This window comes from Micromonospora sp. WMMD1128, assembly GCF_027497235.1.
In the GTDB taxonomy this organism is placed as follows: Bacteria; Actinomycetota; Actinomycetes; order Mycobacteriales; family Micromonosporaceae; genus Micromonospora.
This window is the reverse complement of record NZ_CP114902.1, coordinates 1,651,287-1,666,506: the sequence shown is the minus strand read 5'-3', so window position 1 is coordinate 1,666,506 and position 15,220 is coordinate 1,651,287. Positions and strand designations below refer to the sequence as shown.

At 74.0% G+C, this 15,220-nt stretch carries 13 protein-coding genes; 4 read left to right on the top strand and 9 right to left on the bottom strand.

Annotation, left to right across the window (positions count from 1 at the left end):
• Positions 1 to 149: 149 nt before the first annotated feature.
• Positions 150 to 3,092, bottom strand: coding sequence for an excinuclease ABC subunit UvrA (uvrA, locus tag O7602_RS08015; RefSeq protein ID WP_281587577.1), 2,943 nt, complete (start codon positions 3,090 to 3,092; stop codon positions 150 to 152).
• Between the two features lie 131 nt (positions 3,093 to 3,223).
• Positions 3,224 to 4,303 carry a ribosome small subunit-dependent GTPase A gene (rsgA, locus tag O7602_RS08010; RefSeq protein WP_281587576.1) on the bottom strand — a complete coding sequence of 360 codons (1,080 nt, stop codon included), beginning with the start codon at positions 4,301 to 4,303 and terminating at the stop codon, positions 3,224 to 3,226.
• Between the two features lie 183 nt (positions 4,304 to 4,486).
• Here rsgA and O7602_RS08005 point away from each other — a divergent pair, with 183 nt between their 5' ends.
• Both O7602_RS08005 and O7602_RS08000 read left to right on the top strand, forming a co-directional pair.
• Positions 4,487 to 5,203, top strand: a complete 717-nt coding sequence (locus O7602_RS08005; protein ID WP_281587575.1) for a maleylpyruvate isomerase family mycothiol-dependent enzyme — start codon at positions 4,487 to 4,489, stop codon at positions 5,201 to 5,203.
• A gap of 8 nt (positions 5,204 to 5,211) precedes the next feature.
• On the top strand, positions 5,212 to 5,865 hold the full coding sequence (locus O7602_RS08000; protein ID WP_281587574.1) for an MBL fold metallo-hydrolase: 654 nt from the start codon (positions 5,212 to 5,214) through the stop codon (positions 5,863 to 5,865).
• A gap of 45 nt (positions 5,866 to 5,910) precedes the next feature.
• Here the strand turns inward: O7602_RS08000 and O7602_RS07995 are convergent, their stop codons facing one another.
• Together O7602_RS07995 and O7602_RS07990 are read right to left on the bottom strand one after the other, a co-directional pair.
• Entirely contained in the window at positions 5,911 to 6,519 is a 609-nt protein-coding gene (locus O7602_RS07995; RefSeq protein WP_281587573.1) for a VTT domain-containing protein, read from the bottom strand.
• A gap of 89 nt (positions 6,520 to 6,608) precedes the next feature.
• Entirely contained in the window at positions 6,609 to 7,283 is a 675-nt protein-coding gene (locus tag O7602_RS07990; protein WP_281587572.1) for a 50S ribosomal protein L11 methyltransferase, read from the bottom strand.
• Between the two features lie 178 nt (positions 7,284 to 7,461).
• On the opposite strand from O7602_RS07990, the gene O7602_RS07985 reads away from it, so the two are divergent.
• The gene (locus O7602_RS07985; RefSeq protein ID WP_281587571.1) at positions 7,462 to 7,665 is read left to right on the top strand and encodes a cold-shock protein; all 204 of its coding nucleotides are present in this window, start codon (positions 7,462 to 7,464) and stop codon (positions 7,663 to 7,665) included.
• 55 nt (positions 7,666 to 7,720) lie between these two features.
• Here the strand turns inward: O7602_RS07985 and O7602_RS07980 are convergent, their stop codons facing one another.
• The 5 genes from O7602_RS07980 to O7602_RS07960 all read right to left on the bottom strand — a co-directional run bounded on the left by O7602_RS07980 (position 7,721) and on the right by O7602_RS07960 (position 12,912).
• On the bottom strand, positions 7,721 to 8,998 hold the full coding sequence (locus O7602_RS07980) for an MFS transporter (RefSeq protein ID WP_281587570.1): 1,278 nt from the start codon (positions 8,996 to 8,998) through the stop codon (positions 7,721 to 7,723).
• Entirely contained in the window at positions 8,995 to 9,570 is a 576-nt protein-coding gene (locus O7602_RS07975) for a metalloregulator ArsR/SmtB family transcription factor (protein WP_281587569.1), read from the bottom strand. Before O7602_RS07975 ends, O7602_RS07980 begins: the two co-directional genes overlap by 4 nt.
• Positions 9,571 to 9,663: 93 nt before the next feature.
• A complete protein-coding gene (locus O7602_RS07970) occupies positions 9,664 to 10,572 on the bottom strand; it encodes a hypothetical protein (RefSeq protein ID WP_281587568.1) in 909 nt (302 codons plus the stop codon).
• Positions 10,573 to 10,744: 172 nt separating this feature from the next.
• Positions 10,745 to 12,400 carry a CocE/NonD family hydrolase gene (locus O7602_RS07965; RefSeq protein ID WP_281590200.1) on the bottom strand — a complete coding sequence of 552 codons (1,656 nt, stop codon included), beginning with the start codon at positions 12,398 to 12,400 and terminating at the stop codon, positions 10,745 to 10,747.
• The gene (locus O7602_RS07960) at positions 12,397 to 12,912 is read right to left on the bottom strand and encodes a MarR family transcriptional regulator (RefSeq protein WP_281590199.1); all 516 of its coding nucleotides are present in this window, start codon (positions 12,910 to 12,912) and stop codon (positions 12,397 to 12,399) included. Before O7602_RS07960 ends, O7602_RS07965 begins: the two co-directional genes overlap by 4 nt.
• Before the next feature lie 120 nt (positions 12,913 to 13,032).
• Between O7602_RS07960 and O7602_RS07955 the strand changes: the two genes are divergently transcribed.
• Positions 13,033 to 15,177, top strand: a complete 2,145-nt coding sequence (locus O7602_RS07955; RefSeq protein ID WP_281587567.1) for an efflux RND transporter permease subunit — start codon at positions 13,033 to 13,035, stop codon at positions 15,175 to 15,177.
• Positions 15,178 to 15,220: the final 43 nt, after the last annotated feature.

The window sequence follows — 15,220 nt, the reverse complement described above, 5'->3', positions numbered from 1 at the left end:
CTGTCGCCACCGTTCATGATCCGTGGCCACACTGTGTTACACGCGCCAGGGTGGGGGTCCGGTTCATACCGGGGCGTCACGGAACGGGTAAAAATCCGCACCACGCGCGGGCGGGCCGGCCGCCCGGCCCGTCCGCGTGCGCGCGGCGGTCAGCGCGCCCCCGCCGGCACCTTGCGGGCCCGCGACTTCGTGGCGCCGTTGGCCTTGGCCGCCCGGGTGGTGGCCGCCTTGGCGCCCTTGGCCTCGCCCGCGAGCTTGAGGATCGGCCGCAGGAACTCGCCGGTGTGGCTCTCCGGCACCTCGGCGACCTCCTCCGGGGTGCCGGTGGCGAGCACCGTGCCGCCCCGGTGGCCACCCTCGGGCCCCATGTCGATCAGCCAGTCAGCCGTCTTGATCACGTCGAGGTTGTGCTCGATGGTGATCACCGTGTTGCCCTTGTCGACCAGGCCCTCCAGCACCATCAGCAGCTTGCGGATGTCCTCGAAGTGCAGGCCGGTGGTGGGTTCGTCGAGCACGTAGACCGTGCGGCCGGTGGATCGCTTCTGCAACTCGGAGGCGAGCTTGACGCGCTGCGCCTCACCGCCGGACAGCGTCGGCGCGGGCTGGCCGAGCCGCACGTAGCCCAGGCCGACGTCGACGAGCGTCTTCAGGTGCCGGTGGATGGCCGGGATGGCGGAGAAGAAGTCGGCCGCCTCCTCGATCGGCATGTCCAGCACCTCGGCGACGGTGCGACCCTTGTAGTGCACCTCGAGCGTCTCGCGGTTGTAACGCGCGCCCTTGCACACCTCGCAGGGGACGTAGACGTCCGGCAGGAAGTTCATCTCGATCTTGATGGTGCCGTCACCGGAGCACGCCTCGCAGCGCCCGCCCTTGACGTTGAACGAGAACCGGCCCGGGCCGTACCCCCGGACCTTGGCCTCGGTGGTCTCGGCGAAGAGCTTGCGGACGTGGTCCCAGACCCCGGTGTAGGTGGCCGGGTTGGAGCGCGGGGTGCGCCCGATCGGCGACTGGTCCACGCCGACGACCTTGTCCACGTGCTCCAAGCCGGTGATCCGGGTGTGCCGGCCGGGCACCAGCCGGGCGCCGTTGATCTGGTTGGCCAGCACCGTGTAGAGGATGTCGTTGACGAGCGTGGACTTGCCCGAGCCGCTGACCCCGGTGACCGCGATGAGCTGGCCGAGCGGGAAGCCCACGGTGAGGTTGCGCAGGTTGTGCTCGCGGGCGCCGTGCACCACCAACTCCCGGCCCGGCGTCTGCGGCCGGCGGGTGGCCGGCGTCGGGATGGCCTTGCGCCCGGCCAGGTAGGCCCCGGTGACCGACTCGTCGTTGTCGAGCAGCGCCGGCACCGAGCCGCTGTGCACGATCTTGCCGCCGTGCTCGCCCGCGCCGGGACCGATGTCGACGATCCAGTCGGCCACCCGGATGGTGTCCTCGTCGTGCTCGACCACGATCAGCGTGTTGCCCAGGCCGCGCAGCCGTAGCAGCGTCTCGATCAGCCGGTGGTTGTCGCGCTGGTGCAGGCCGATCGAGGGCTCGTCGAGCACGTAGAGCACGCCGACCAGGCCGGAGCCGATCTGGGTGGCGAGCCGGATGCGCTGCGCCTCGCCGCCGGAGAGCGTGCCCGCCGGCCGGTCCAGGGAGAGGTAGTCCAAGCCGACGTCGAGCAGGAACTTCAGCCGGGCGTTGATCTCTTTGAGCACGCGCTCGGCGATCATCTTCTGCCGGTCGGTCAGCTCGATGCCCGCGAGCAGGTCGGCGGCCTCGCCGACGGAGAGGTTGCAGACCTCGGCGATGCTCCGGCCGGCAAGGGTGACCGCGAGCACCTCCGGCTTGAGCCGGGCGCCGCCGCAGGCCGCGCAGGGCACGTCGCGCATGTAGCCCTCGTACTTGTCGCGGGACCACTCCGACTCGGTGTCGGTGTGTCGGCGCTCGATCCACTGCACCACGCCCTCGAAGCCGGTGTAGTAGGAGCGCTCGCGGCCGTACTTGTTGCGGTAGCGCACGTGCACCTGGTCGTCGGAGCCGTGCAGGATCGTCTTCTGCGCCCGCGAGGGCAGCGCCCGCCACGGCGTGTCGACGTCGAAGTGCTCGGCCTCGCCGAGCGCCTCCAGCAGGCGCAGGAAGTATTCCAGGTTGTGCCCGGTGGCCCAGGGCTGGATCGCGCCCTCGCGCAGCGTGCGCTCCGGGTCGGGGATGACCAGCTCGGGGTCGACCTCCTTCTTGGTGCCCAGGCCGGTGCACTCCGGGCAGGCGCCGTAGGGCGCGTTGAAGGAGAACACCCGGGGTTCCAGGTCCTCGATCGCCAACGGGTGGTCGTTGGGGCAGGCCAGGTGCTCGGAGTAGCGGCGCTCGCGGGCCGGGTCGTCCTCCGACAGGTCGACGAAGTCAAGCAGCACCAGGCCGCTGGAGAGGCCGAGCGCGGCCTCGACCGAGTCGGTCAGCCGCTGCTTGGCGGTCGCCTTGACGCTGAGCCGGTCGATGACCACCTCGATGGTGTGCTTCTCCTGCTTCTTGAGCTTCGGCGGCTCGGTCAGCGGATGCACCACACCGTCGACCCGGGCCCGGGCGTAGCCCTTGGCCTGCAACTCGGCGAAGAGGTCGACGTATTCGCCCTTGCGGCCACGCACCACCGGCGCGAGCACCATGAACCGGGTGCCCTCGGGCATGGCGAGCACCCGGTCGACGATCTGCTGCGGGCTCTGCCTTGAGATCCGCTCGCCGCAGACCGGGCAGTGCGGCTCACCGATGCGGGCAAAGAGCAGGCGGAGGTAGTCGTAGACCTCGGTGATCGTCCCGACGGTGGACCGCGGGTTGCGGGAGGTGGACTTCTGGTCGATGGAGACGGCGGGGCTGAGCCCCTCGATGAAGTCGACGTCGGGCTTGTCCATCTGGCCGAGGAACTGCCGCGCGTACGACGACAGCGACTCGACGTAGCGGCGCTGCCCCTCGGCGAAGATGGTGTCGAACGCCAGGCTCGACTTGCCCGAACCGGAGAGCCCGGTGAAGACGATCAGGGCGTCCCGGGGCAGGTCGAGACTGACGTCACGCAGGTTGTGCTCGCGCGCGCCACGGATGATCAGACGGTCGGCCACGGTACGGGTGCTCCCGGAAGAAGAATATGAGGCTAAGTCCGTTTTTATGAATTGCCGGGGCGCAGGAAAAGCGCCCCGGCAACTCTAGCCCCGGGGTGTGACAACTTCCGTCGCGCGCACATTCCCCCAGCTCAGAGCGTGCCGGGAGCGGGCGGGGTCGCCGGGCGTCCGGCCCGCCGCCGCCCGCCCCGCCAGCCGCCCCGCCGCTCGGTGGCCAGCCGGGACGCGCGCCGCCCGCCCTCGTACGCGATTTCCCGCTGGAGCCGACGCCAGCTCTCCCAGCGCCGCGCCGGCAGCTCGCCCCGGTCCACCGCGTCCCGCACCGCGCAGGCCGGCTCGGCGTCGTGCGCGCAGTCGGCGTACCGGCAGCCGGTGGCCAGCTCGGCGATGTCGGCGAAGGCCCGGTCCAGGCCGGCGGCGCCGTCCAGCAGGCCGACCGCCCGTACGCCCGGGGTGTCCAGCACCGCTCCCCCGCCCGGCAGCGGCACCAGCGCCCGCCAGGTGGTGGTGTGCCGGCCCTTGCCGTCGACCCGGCGGATCGCCTGGGTGGGCATCACGTCGGCCCCGGCCAGCGCGTTGACCAGGCTCGACTTGCCGGCGCCGGAGGGGCCGAGCAGGCCGAGCGTGCGCCCCGGCGCGACGTGCCGGCGCAGCGGCGCCAGGCCGGTGCCCCGCTCGGCGCTGACCGGCAGCACCGGCACCCCGGGGGCCAGCTCGGCCAGTTGCCGGGCCACGGCGGCCGGGTCGGCGGCCAGGTCGGCCTTGGTGAGCACCACGAGCGGCTCGGCGCCGGACTCGTGGACCAGCGAGAGCAGCCGCTCGATCCGGGCGGCGTCCGGCGTCGGGTGCACCGGCTCGACCACCGCGGCGGCGTCGAGGTTGGCGGCCAGCACCTGGCCGCTGGCGTCCTTGCCGGCGGTGCGCCGCACCAGCGCGGTGCGCCGCGGCAGCACCGCCTCCACGGTGACCGGGCCGTCCGGCCAGGTGGCCAGGAGCACCCAGTCGCCGGCGCACGGCAACGCGGTCAGGTCGCGGGCCGCGGCGGCGAGCACACCGCCGCCGAGGCTGGCCCGCACCGGCCCCTCCGGGCGCAGCACGGTGCACACGCCCCGGTCCACCCGGGCCACCCGCCCGGGTCGGTGGTCGGCGCGTCGGTCGAGGTGGCCCGCCCAGTCGGCGTCCCAGCCGAGGGCGGTCAGATCGAGGGTCATGGTGTCCTCATCGGTGTCGTCGGGGTGAAGGGCGGAACACGCGCGCTGCGTCCGGCATGCTCACCACCTCCCTCCCGACGCCGCGACCGAAGCCGTCGGCCCCGACGGTAAGGGGCGCGTCGACGCGCCGAAAGCGATTTCCCCGGCAGCGGGGCGGATCCCGGCCCGCTAGGGTCAGACCCGATGACGACTGATCCGCTGCTGTTGACCGGCGAGCTGGCCGAGGCGAACGACCGGCTGCTGCGTACCGTCTCCGGCCTGACCGCCGCGCAGGTCGCGGCGCCGTCGCTGCTGCCGGGGTGGAGCCGCGCGCACGTGCTCACCCACCTGGCGCGCAACGCCGACGGGTTCGTCAACCTGCTCACCGCCGCGCGCACCGGCGAGCCGATCCCGATGTACGCCTCGGTCGAGGCGCGTAACGCCGACATCGAGGCGGGCGCCGGGCGGGGCCCGGCGGACCTCTTGGACGACCTGCGTCGCAGCGGCCAGCGCTTCGACGCGGCGGTGGCGGAGATGCCGGTGGCGGCGTGGGGCGCGACCGTGCAGACCCGGCGCGGTCCGTGGCCGGCGGCGCTGCTGGTCTGGGGTCGGTTGCGCGAGATCGAGGTGCACCACGTCGACCTGGCGGCCGGCTACCGGCCGGCGGACTGGCCGGAGGCGTTCGCCAGGCGGCTGCTGCACGAGGTGACGACCGGGCTGGCCGGCGACCCGGCCGCGCCGGCCATGGTGCTGCGCGTCGACGGCGCCGCGCACGAACTCGTCGTGGGCGACCCCGAGGGGGCGCCCACGGTCACCGGCCCCGCGCCGGAACTCGCCGCCTGGCTGACCGGCCGGGGCGACGGCGAGCTGCTCACCGTCGATCCCGACGGCCCCCTGCCGAACCCACCGGAATGGATCTGAACGTCGTCATGACCTACACCGGAGACGTCACGCCCGGCGGTCCGCCGGCCGTGCGCGAGCTCGACCGGCTCACCGTCACCAAGCTGTCGGTGGGCCCGATGGACAACAACGCCTATCTGCTGCGCTGCCGGGCCACCGGCGAGCAGGCGCTCATCGACGCCGCCAACGAGGCGCCCCGCCTGCTGGAGCTGATCGGCGACGGCGGGCTCGCCACGGTGGTGACCACCCACCGGCACATGGACCACTGGGTCGCGCTGGAGGAGGTGGTCGCCAAGACCGGCGCCCGCGCGCTCGTGCACGCCGACGACGCCGAGGGCCTGCCGATCGACGCCGAGCCGCTGCGCGAGGGCGACACCGTGCCGGTCGGCGACTGCGCGCTCGAGGTGATCCACGTGCGCGGGCACACCCCGGGGTCGATCGCGCTGCTCTACCGCGACCCGGCCGGCGGGCCGCACCTCTTCACCGGTGACTCCCTCTTTCCCGGCGGCGTGGGCAACACCGACCAGGATCCGGAGCGGTTCGGCCAGCTCATCGACGACGTCGAGGCCAAGCTCTTCGGCCGGCTGCCGGACGAGACCTGGTTCTACCCGGGGCACGGCAAGGACAGCACGCTCGGCGCCGAGCGGCCGTCGGTGCCGCAGTGGCGGGCGCGCGGCTGGTGAGCGCGCCGGGTCCGGCCTCCCCCGTGGCGGCCGGACCCGGCCCGGTCAGCCGGTCACCGCGCGCAGCCGGCGCCGGGTGCCGAGCAGCACCGGGCCGGCGAGCAGCAGCCCGACCGCCATGGTGAGCACCGTCGGGTCGGGCGCGCCGGGCAGCAGACCGGTGAGCGTCCGCGCGGCCAGCCCGAGCGCCACGTAGAGCCCGGCCCACGCGGTGGCGCCCAGCGCCGCGCAGGTGACGAACCGCCGGTACGGCATCCGCAGCCCGCCAGCGGCGAGCGGCAGCAGCGCGTTGAACACCGGCAGGAACGGCGCCACCAGGACGATCCGGCCGCCGCCTCGATGCAGCAGCGTCTCGGCGGCGGCCCAGCGGGACTCGCCGATCCAGGCGCCCAGCCGGCCGCTGCGCAGCCGCGCGCCCCAGCGTCGCCCGGCGAGGAAGCTCAACGACCAGCCGGCCAGGCAGCCGGCCACCACCGCCGCGACGGCCGCCGCGCCACCGGCGGGACGGCCCGCGCCGACCGCGGCGAGCACCGCCGCGTCGCCGGGGACCAGCACCCCGAGCAGGGGTACGGCGTCGGCGAGCATCACCACGCCCAGCAGGCCCATCAGCAGTGTGGTGGGCAACTGCCCGAACTGGGCGAGGAGATCGGTCATGACTGCACGCTAGGGCCGGCCGGCCACCCGGCGCATCGGGCGTGATCCCCCACCGACCCCGGAGATCGCATCCGGAGGATCCCCGAGGGTCAGCGGGGGCGCAGCACCTGCACCCGACGCACCGGGGTGTCCACCGCGGGCTCGGTGGTGGGCACCGGATAGTTGGCCACCACCTCCAGCCCGTCCGGCGGCAGGTGCCCGCGGTCCGGGTCGCCGACCAGCACCTCGACGCCCCGGTCCGCGCAGCGCCGCAGGCAGGGCAGCACCCGCGCGGCCAACTCCGCGTCGTAGAGGGCGTCGCCGGCCACCAGCAGGTCGACCGGGGGCACGCCGTCGAGCAGGTCCTGGCCGTCGGCGCTCACGGTCACCCGGTTCACCCGGGCGTTGACGGTGACGGCGGCCAGCGCGTACGGGTCGATGTCGTTCGCGACCACCTGGTCGGCGCCGGCGAGCGCGGCGGCGATGGCGACCAACCCCGAGCCGGCGCCCAGGTCGAGCACCCGCCGCCCGGCGGCCAGCCGGGGGTGGTCGAGCAGGTGGCGGGCCAGCGCCTGCCCACCGGCCCAGACGGAGGCCCAGTACGGCGGCGGGAGCGACCGACCGGCGGCGGCCTCCATCCGCGCCCACCACAGGATGGCGTCCTCGGCCAGGTGCAGCCGCACCTCGGGCACGAACGGCGTGCTCACCAGCCGTAGGCGGTCCGGGCCGGCGCCGGGCGCGGTGATCTCCCGTTCGAGGTCGGCCAGCGCCGTCGTTGTGCTCATCGGGGCAAGCATGCCCCGGCCCACCGCGTGTCGGGGGCATTTCCGGCTCCGAGGTATTCACGAGCCACGCCGGCACTTCCGCCAGCGGATCCGGGCGCGGGCGGTTACTGTTCAGGAGGTACAGGGGCGATCACCGGCCGCGGGCCGGTGCTCACCCGCATTGAACAGGGAGAGACGCATGGCAAGCGGCACGGTCAAGTGGTTCAACTCGGAAAAGGGCTTCGGCTTCATCGAGCAGGACGGCGGAGGCCCGGACGTCTTCGTCCACTACTCGGCCATCCAGAGCGGCGGATACCGCGAGCTGAACGAGGGCCAGAAGGTCGAGTTCGAGGTGACGCAGGGCCAGAAGGGCCCGCAGGCGGACAACGTCCGCCCGATGTGATGTGACAACGTGCCGGTGGCGGCGGTCGGGCTCCGACCGTCGCCGCAGCGCGTTCTCAGGCGGGTGCCGCCGGCAGGTCACGCCGCCGGCGTAGCGGCCCCAGCAGCAGGATCAGCGGGGTGAGTGCGAGCCACGCCGTCATCAGCCGGATCGCGCCCGCCGGCCCCCAGCCGGCGCCCAGCGCGCCGGCCAGCAGCGCGGCGAGCGGGATGGTGCCGTAGTTGAGCAACTGCATGCTCACGGTGACCCGGCCGAGCAGGTGGTGCGGCGTGTAGGTCTGCCGGAAGCTGCCCTTGACCACGTTGCCGATCGCGACGCCCAGGCTGACCAGCACCCCGCCGAGCACCAACCAGGCCACCCGCGCGCCGGGGCCGGCGAGCGGGATCAGCAGCGCGGGCGGGCCGGTGAGCGCGCCGGCGAGCAGCAGGACGCGCGCGGTGCCGAGCCGGCGGGCGAGCCGGGCGGCAAGCGCCGCGCCGACGACGCCACCGAGGCTGGCCAGGCCGATCAGCAGGCCGACCAGCCCGGCTGGCAGGTGCGCCGAGCGGACCAGGAAGACCACGAGGACCGCCTGGTAGCCTGTGAGCCCGATGTTGCTGGCCGCGCCGAAGACGGTCAGCACCCGCAGGTACGGATCCCGGGTGACGAAGCGCAGCCCGTCGGCCACCTCCCGGCGCATCGAGGTCGACACGGCGGGACGCGCCGGTCGGGGTTCGACGGCGCGGATCCGGTGCAGGCACAGCGCGGACGCCAGGAAGCTCACCGCGTCCAGCGCCACCGCGGTCACCGCGCCGGCGAGCTGGGCGATCAGACCGGCGAGCCCGGGGCCGAGCAGGTAGCTCGCGGTCTGGGTGGCGTGCAGCCGGGCGTTGGCCGGCGGCACCTGCTCCGGTGGCAGCAGGGTGGGCAGGTAGACCTGGTCGGCGGTCTCGAAGAAGACCCGGGCCAGGCCGGCCCCGAGCGCCACCACCAGCAGGTGCCCGACGGTGAGCTGGTCGAGCAGCGCGGCGGCCGGGACGCTTGCGAACAACACGGCCCCGGTCAGGTCGGCGGCGATCATCACGGGGCGGCGGCGGACCCGGTCGACCCACGCCCCGACCGGCAGGCCGGCCACCAGCCACGGCAGCCAGGCCGCGGCGGTCAGCACCGCCACCTGGAACGTGGTGGCGTCGAGCACCGCCACGGCGACGAGCGGCAGCGCGACGGTGGTCATGTTGCTGCCCACCGCGCTGATCGTGTGGCCGGTCCAGAGACGCCGGAAGTCGTGGTGCCGGAGCAGCCCGCCGCGCGGCGGGGCGGTGGGCGCCGCGGGCGCGCCGGCCGGGGCGGTCACGGCCGGGCCGGGACGCCGTGGGTGAACACGAACACCGGCTCGCGCCGTTGGCCGTCGTCCGGTACCGGCCGGTCGGCCCACCGCATGAAGAGGGCGATCACCTCGCGGCTGAGTTCGGCCAGTTCCTCCGGGGTGAGGTGCAGCCAGTGGTCGGTGCTGAACGGTCCGTCGCCCCAGGCGGCACGGGCGTCGTCGGGGGCGGTGTGCCAGGCCCGCACCAGCGCGGCGTGGCGCTCCAGGTTGAGCGAGCCCGCCGCGTCGGCCACCACCCGGGTGGACGGGTCGTCGTCGAAGTCGGACTCGGACCAGCGCACGCCTCTGTTCCGTAGCTTCCACCAGCTCTCCCGGCGGTCGCGGGCCAGCTCGGGCGCCTCGACCAGCAGGTCGGCGGCGGCCAGCACCCGGAGGTGGTGGCTCACGTTCGCCGGCGCCTGGTCGGTGCGCTCGGCGAGTTGGCCGACCGTGCTCGGGCCGTACACCTTGAACACGTCCATGAGGCGGCGGCGCAGCGGATGGGCGAGCGCGGCGAGCACCCGCGAGTCGGTGACCTGTCTGACCGTGGGCTGATCCATGCGGCCGAGTCTGACATTCGCAAGATCTATTGCGCAATAGTTATTGCGGGATGCCCGCCGCCGCGACGCTGCAGTCGTCGCGGCGGGCGCGCGTCAGGCGGTGAGCCGCCGGGACAGCTCGTCGGCGACGTCCCGGGCGATCTGCGGAGGGATGGCCTCGGCGATCCGCTCCGGCGGCAGCCCGGCGAGGACGCCGGTGACGATCTGCTGCTCGTCGGTGAAGTCCTTGCCGGACAACTCGTTCACCTGCGCCACGAGCGCCGGCCATCCGCGCAGCATGGCCAGCATCTGCTGGAGCGGGGAATTGGCCGCCGGCGGGGTGATCAGGCCGGTGGTGTTGGCCGGCGAGATCAGCCAGTTCCGCAGGTTCTGCAGATCGGCGAGGACGTCGCCGACGGTACGGCTCGTCGAGCCGGTGTTGCCCACGAGCTTGTCGTTCTGTTCCATCTCGTTCTCCGGTTTCGTCGGGGCGATCAGTCCGATCGCGGTGAGATAGCGGCGGAACAGCGGGGTCTGGTCCCGGCCCGCTTTGGTGGAGTCGCGGAAGAAGCTGATGTGGGTGTGGAACAGGTGGCTGCTGTCGCCGCTGGTGCGCTTGCCCAGCCGGTCCCACCGCCGCACGGTGCGGCCGTCCGCGGAGTAGATGACCTCCCGGATGTCCCGGGAGTCGGCCGCGTTCGCCGCGCACTGCGCCACCAGCCAGGTGGAAAACGTCCGCAGCGTGTGCGTGGCGCCGCCGGAACGGACCGAGAACGTGCCGACGTCAAGCGCGGAGGCGTAGAGCGTCAAGCCGGAACGGTCCCGGGTGGACTCCACCACCGAGTAGTCGTTGGCGACGATCCGGTCCGAGCCGCAGTGGTAGCCGCCCCGGTGACTGGCGTCGCCGACGATGCCGACCTCCGCGGGTTCGAGATCGGCGTCCCGGACGGCGTTCTTGTCGACGTTGAGATAGGCGAGTAACAGGGTGCGGACGGCCAGCAGGTTTGCCGGGGCCGACGTCATGGCAGATCCCCTTTCCGATCGATGATCGGCAAGGGCACGACAATCACGAAACGTGACGAGGTGCGATCTGCGGACGTGCCCCTGCCGGACGACTGCACAACAACGGGCACTTGCTGCGAGCCTATCCCCCATTACGGGAAAAGCCCAGCTCAGGAGCAATATTTCGCGATTATCAGACCGGTGTGGACGGCGACGACCTGAGCGGCAGCAGCAATGCCGAAGGGTGCTCGCGACCGCACAACACCTCCCGCCATCCGGCACGCAGCGTCACGGCTGTGCCGAGTGGCTCCCCGGTGCCCGGGTTGCGCGCGTACCGCGGGTGGGCGCCGCCGGAGACCTGCACGCGCAGCCGGTGTCCGGGCGCGAACCGGTGGGCGGTCGGCCAGAGCGCGACCGGCACCCGCACCACGCCGGACCCGTCGCGCGGGAACCGGCCCGGTTCGACGCGGACCAGGCCGTCGCAGACGTTCCAGGAGCGCCCCCGCCGGTCCACGTCGCACAGCCGCACGAACACGTCCAGGTAGGACAGCTCGCTGCGCAGGTGGATCTCGGCGTGCACCGGCCCGACCACCTCCACCGGCTCGCGTACCGGGTCGCTGGTGTAGGTCAGCACGTCCGGGCGGGACTCGACCGGACGGTTGTCCACCGCGCCGGCCCGCTGCGCGACGAGCAGCGGGCCCCCGAGCGACGGGGTCGGGTCGGCCGGGTCGTAGCGGATCCGGTCCGGCGGGCCGTCGTCGGGCGGCCCGGGCGCCAGGCCACCACCGGGTCGCAGGTGCCAGCGGATCGGCGTGGCGGGCGGTGGCCAGTCCGGCAGGCCCCGCCAGCCGCCCCCGACGCCGCCGACGTGCACCCGCACCGGCGCGCGGGCCGGCGCGGGCCGTCCGGCCAGGTGCTCGTCGAACCAGTCCAGCCCTTCCCGCAGGGACGCCACGAGCAGCCCGGGGCTGCCGTGGGTCCACGGGCCGACGGTCAACCTCGGCCGGGCCCCGGCGGCCCGCAGCCGGGCGTAGTCGTCGAGCTGGGCCGGGAGGAAGATGTCCTGCCAGCCGCTGACCATGGCGACCGGCGCGCGGACCTCGGTGATCCGGTCGCCGAACACCCGGGCCCGCCAGTAGTCGGCGTCCGGCGTGTGGTGACGCAACCACTCCTGGAAGAACGGCACGGTGACCCCGGTGGCGACCCGGTCCGCCTCGGCCAGCGGCAGGTGGGTGAGCGCGCGGACGAGCCGGGGCTGGCCGCGCTTGAGCTCCCACTGCCGGGCCAGCCAGGGCACGGTCTGCGCCTGGAGCAGCTCGGCCCAGGTGAGCACCGTGTCCAGCGCGAACGACTCCCCCGCGTACGTCGAGTCGCGGGTGGCCGAGGCGGTCACCACCGCGACCATCGCGCGCAGCTCGTCGCCCGCCTCGGCGGCCACCGCCCACTGCACGAAGCCCTGGTAGCTGGCGCCGAACATGCCGAACGCCCCGGTCCACCACGGTTGGCGGCGCAGCCAGTCGAGGGTGTCCAGGCCGTCGTCGCGCTCGTGCACGAGCGGGGCGAACTCGCCGCCGGAGCCGAAGGTGCCGCGGCAGGACTGGATCACCACGTGGAAGCCCCGCTCGGCGACCAGGCGGCCGAGCAGCCGGATCGGCCCGCCCCGCCCGTACGGGGTGCGGATCAGCACGCAGGCCGCGCCCGGCAGGTCCGGCGCGTAGTGGTCGGTGCGCAACATGGTGCCGTCGCGGACCCGCACCGGGATGTCCCGCCGGACGGCGATCCGCCCGGCGCGGGCGGCGGGCAGCCGCAGCGCCGTCGCGGCGAGCCGGGTGATCAGCCGCACGGTCAGCGGTCGCCTGGTGGTTCGGCCGTGGCGCGGGCGGCGCGCACCTCGTCCCGGTGCGTCCGCATGCTGTGCACCATCTCGCCCAGGAAGCGGTGCACCACGGCAAGCTCGTCGTCGGTGAAGCCGGCCATCACCTCGTCGGTGCGCCGGCCCAGCGGGCCGAAGAAGCTCCGGGCCAGGGCGGCGCCCCGGTCGGCGTAGTGCAGCAGGATCTTGCGGCGGTCGGCGGTGTCCCGGTCGCGTCGGATGTGGCCGGCGCGCTCCAGCCGGTCGACGAGCGCGGTCACCGAGCCGGACGAGAGGTTGAGCACGTCACCGAGCCGGCCGGGGGTGATCGGGTCGCCCACCAGCTCGGCCTCCATCACCGCGATCAGGGCCTGCAGGTCGGTGGGGTTGAGCCCGTGCAGGCCGGCGAACGCGTGCCCGACGTGCTGGGCGTCCACCGAGTAGCGACGCAGGTCGTTGGTGATCTCCGCGACCATCCGCCCCCGCGGATCGTCCCGTCGCCGGTACATGCCGTGCCCCGCCACCGCTCGCCGCCACCTCTTCCCCGGTCCGGTTGCAGCATAAGCCCTTCCCGGATAATCTCGCTCATCAAGATACTCGCCCAGCGAGAAGACATGTGAGGCCCGCAGATGTCCCTGTTCACCCGCGTCGCCCGGGGCCGGTTGGCCGCCTGGCTCACCGTGGTCGCCGCCCTCGTCGTCGGCGCGGTCGTCTTCGGCCTGCCCAAGCCGGACAACCCCGAACCGGTCTCGTCCACCGGTCTGTCCGTCGAATGGCAGTCGACCCAGGTCGAACGCCTCCAGGAACAACTGCCCTCCCACGACGTCCAGCCCGCCCTGGTGGTGGTCAGCCGCGCCGACCGGGCGCCGCTGACCGGCGCCGACCGGACCGCGCTCGACGACACCGCCGGTACGCTCGGCGGCCTCGCGGTCGGCGGCCGGGTCGCACCCGCCCAGCTCTCCCCCGACGGCACCGTGGCGCTCGTCGCCGTGCCACTGTCCACCGCCGGTGGGCAGGAGGCCGTGGTCGACGAGGTGGGCAAGGTGCGCGACGCCGTCGCCGGACTGCCCGACGACCTGACCGTCGAGGTCACCGGCGGGCCGGCCTTCACCGCCGACCTGAGCCAGGTGTTCGAGGGCGCCGACACCACCCTGCTGCTGGTCACCGCCGCCGTGGTGGCGCTGCTGCTGCTCGTCACCTACCGCAGCCCGTTCCTGTGGCTGGTGCCGCTGCTGGTGGTGGCCGCGACCGAACAGATCACGCTGCGGGCCGTGGACACCATCGTGCCCGCGCTCGGCATCCACCTCCAGGCCGGCCAGGTCACCGGCATCGCCAGCGTGCTGGTCTTCGGCGCCGCCACCGACTACGCCCTGCTGCTCATCGCCCGCTACCGGGAGGAGCTGCGCCGCGAGGAGAACCGGTTCGCCGCCATGCGCGCCGCCCGGCGCCGCACCGCCGAGCCGATCCTGGCCAGCGGCGGCACGGTCGTCCTCGGCGTACTCACGCTGTTGCTGTCGGAACAGGAGACCAACCGGGCGCTCGCGGTGGCGTGCGCCACCGGCGTGGTGTTCGCGATGCTCTCCGCGCTGTTCGTGCTCCCCGCCGCGCTGGTGCTCTTCGGCCGCGGCCTGTTCTGGCCGTTCGTCCCGCGCGTCGGCGGACCCGTCCGGGAGGGCCGGCTCTGGGGCCGCCTCGGCGAGCTGGTCGCCCGCCGGCCGCTGCCGGTCGCCGTGCTGGCCACCCTGCTCCTCGCCGGCCTCGCCCTGGGCGGCCTGGGCATCCGCACCGGCCTGTCCGAGACCGAGCAGTTCCGGGCGCGGCCCGAGGCGGTCGCCGGCGCGGAGACCCTGGCCCGGGCGTTCCCGGCCGGCAGCACCCAACCGGTCGCCGTGCTGACCAACCCGGGTGCGGCCCCGGCGGTGCTCGCCGCCGCCGACGGGGTCGACGGGGTCGCCTCGGCCCGGCCGGGCGCCGCCGGCGACCGGGTCGCCCAGGTCGACGTGGTGCTCGCCGCCGAACCCGGCATCGCCGCCTCCGACCGCGCGGTGGTGGCGCTGCGCGACGCGGTGGCCGCCGTACCGGACTCCGCGCCACCCACGGTCGACGGCGCGGACGCCCCCGACGGCGCCCTGGTCGGCGGCGCGGTCGCCGCCACCTACGACTCGAACCAGGCCAACACCAACGACCTGCGGCTGATCCTGCCGATCATCCTGCTGCTTGTCGGCGCCGTGCTGGTGCTGCTGCTGCGCGGCCTGCTCGCGCCGCTGCTGCTGGTGCTGACCGTGATCGCGTCGTTCTTCGCCAGCCTCGGCGCGGCCTGGCTGCTCTTCGACCACGTGCTGGACTTCCCGGCGCTGGACAGCGGCGTGCTGCTGCTCGCGTTCGTGTTCCTGGTCGCGCTCGGCGTCGACTACAACATCTTCCTGGTCACCCGGGCCCGGGAGGACGCCCGCCGGGCCGGCACCCGCGACGGCATGCTCTCCGCGCTGCGGGTCACCGGCGGCGTCATCACCAGCGCCGGGGTGCTGCTGGCCGCCGTCTTCGCGGTGCTGGGCGTGCTGCCGCTGATCACGCTCACCCAGATCGGCATCATCGTCTGCGTCGGCGTGCTGCTGGACACGCTGCTGGTCCGCACCGTGCTGGTGCCGGCGCTGGCGTTCCTGCTCGGCGACCGGTTCTGGTGGCCGGGACGGATCACCCGCGAGCCCGGGACGCCCGACGCGCCCGCCGGGGCGGCCGGCGCGCCGGCCGAGCCGGTCACCGCCCGGGACTGACCCGACAGCCGGGGGCGGCGGACCCGCCGCCCCCGGCCGGACC

Excerpts from the sequence above, each read along its gene's own strand:
- O7602_RS07990 (WP_281587572.1), bottom strand. The coding sequence starts at position 7,283 with ATGAGCACAACGACGGCGCTGGCCGACCTCGAACGGGAGATCACCGCG.
- O7602_RS08005 (WP_281587575.1), top strand. The coding sequence starts at position 4,487 with ATGACGACTGATCCGCTGCTGTTGACCGGCGAGCTGGCCGAGGCGAAC.
- O7602_RS07975 (WP_281587569.1), bottom strand. The coding sequence starts at position 9,570 with ATGGATCAGCCCACGGTCAGACAGGTCACCGACTCGCGGGTGCTCGCC.
- O7602_RS07995 (WP_281587573.1), bottom strand. The coding sequence starts at position 6,519 with ATGACCGATCTCCTCGCCCAGTTCGGGCAGTTGCCCACCACACTGCTG.
- O7602_RS08000 (WP_281587574.1), top strand. The coding sequence starts at position 5,212 with ATGACCTACACCGGAGACGTCACGCCCGGCGGTCCGCCGGCCGTGCGC.
- O7602_RS07960 (WP_281590199.1), bottom strand. The coding sequence starts at position 12,912 with ATGTACCGGCGACGGGACGATCCGCGGGGGCGGATGGTCGCGGAGATC.
- rsgA (WP_281587576.1), bottom strand. The coding sequence starts at position 4,303 with ATGACCCTCGATCTGACCGCCCTCGGCTGGGACGCCGACTGGGCGGGC.
- O7602_RS07955 (WP_281587567.1), top strand. The coding sequence starts at position 13,033 with ATGTCCCTGTTCACCCGCGTCGCCCGGGGCCGGTTGGCCGCCTGGCTC.
- O7602_RS07970 (WP_281587568.1), bottom strand. The coding sequence starts at position 10,572 with ATGACGTCGGCCCCGGCAAACCTGCTGGCCGTCCGCACCCTGTTACTC.
- O7602_RS07985 (WP_281587571.1), top strand. The coding sequence starts at position 7,462 with ATGGCAAGCGGCACGGTCAAGTGGTTCAACTCGGAAAAGGGCTTCGGC.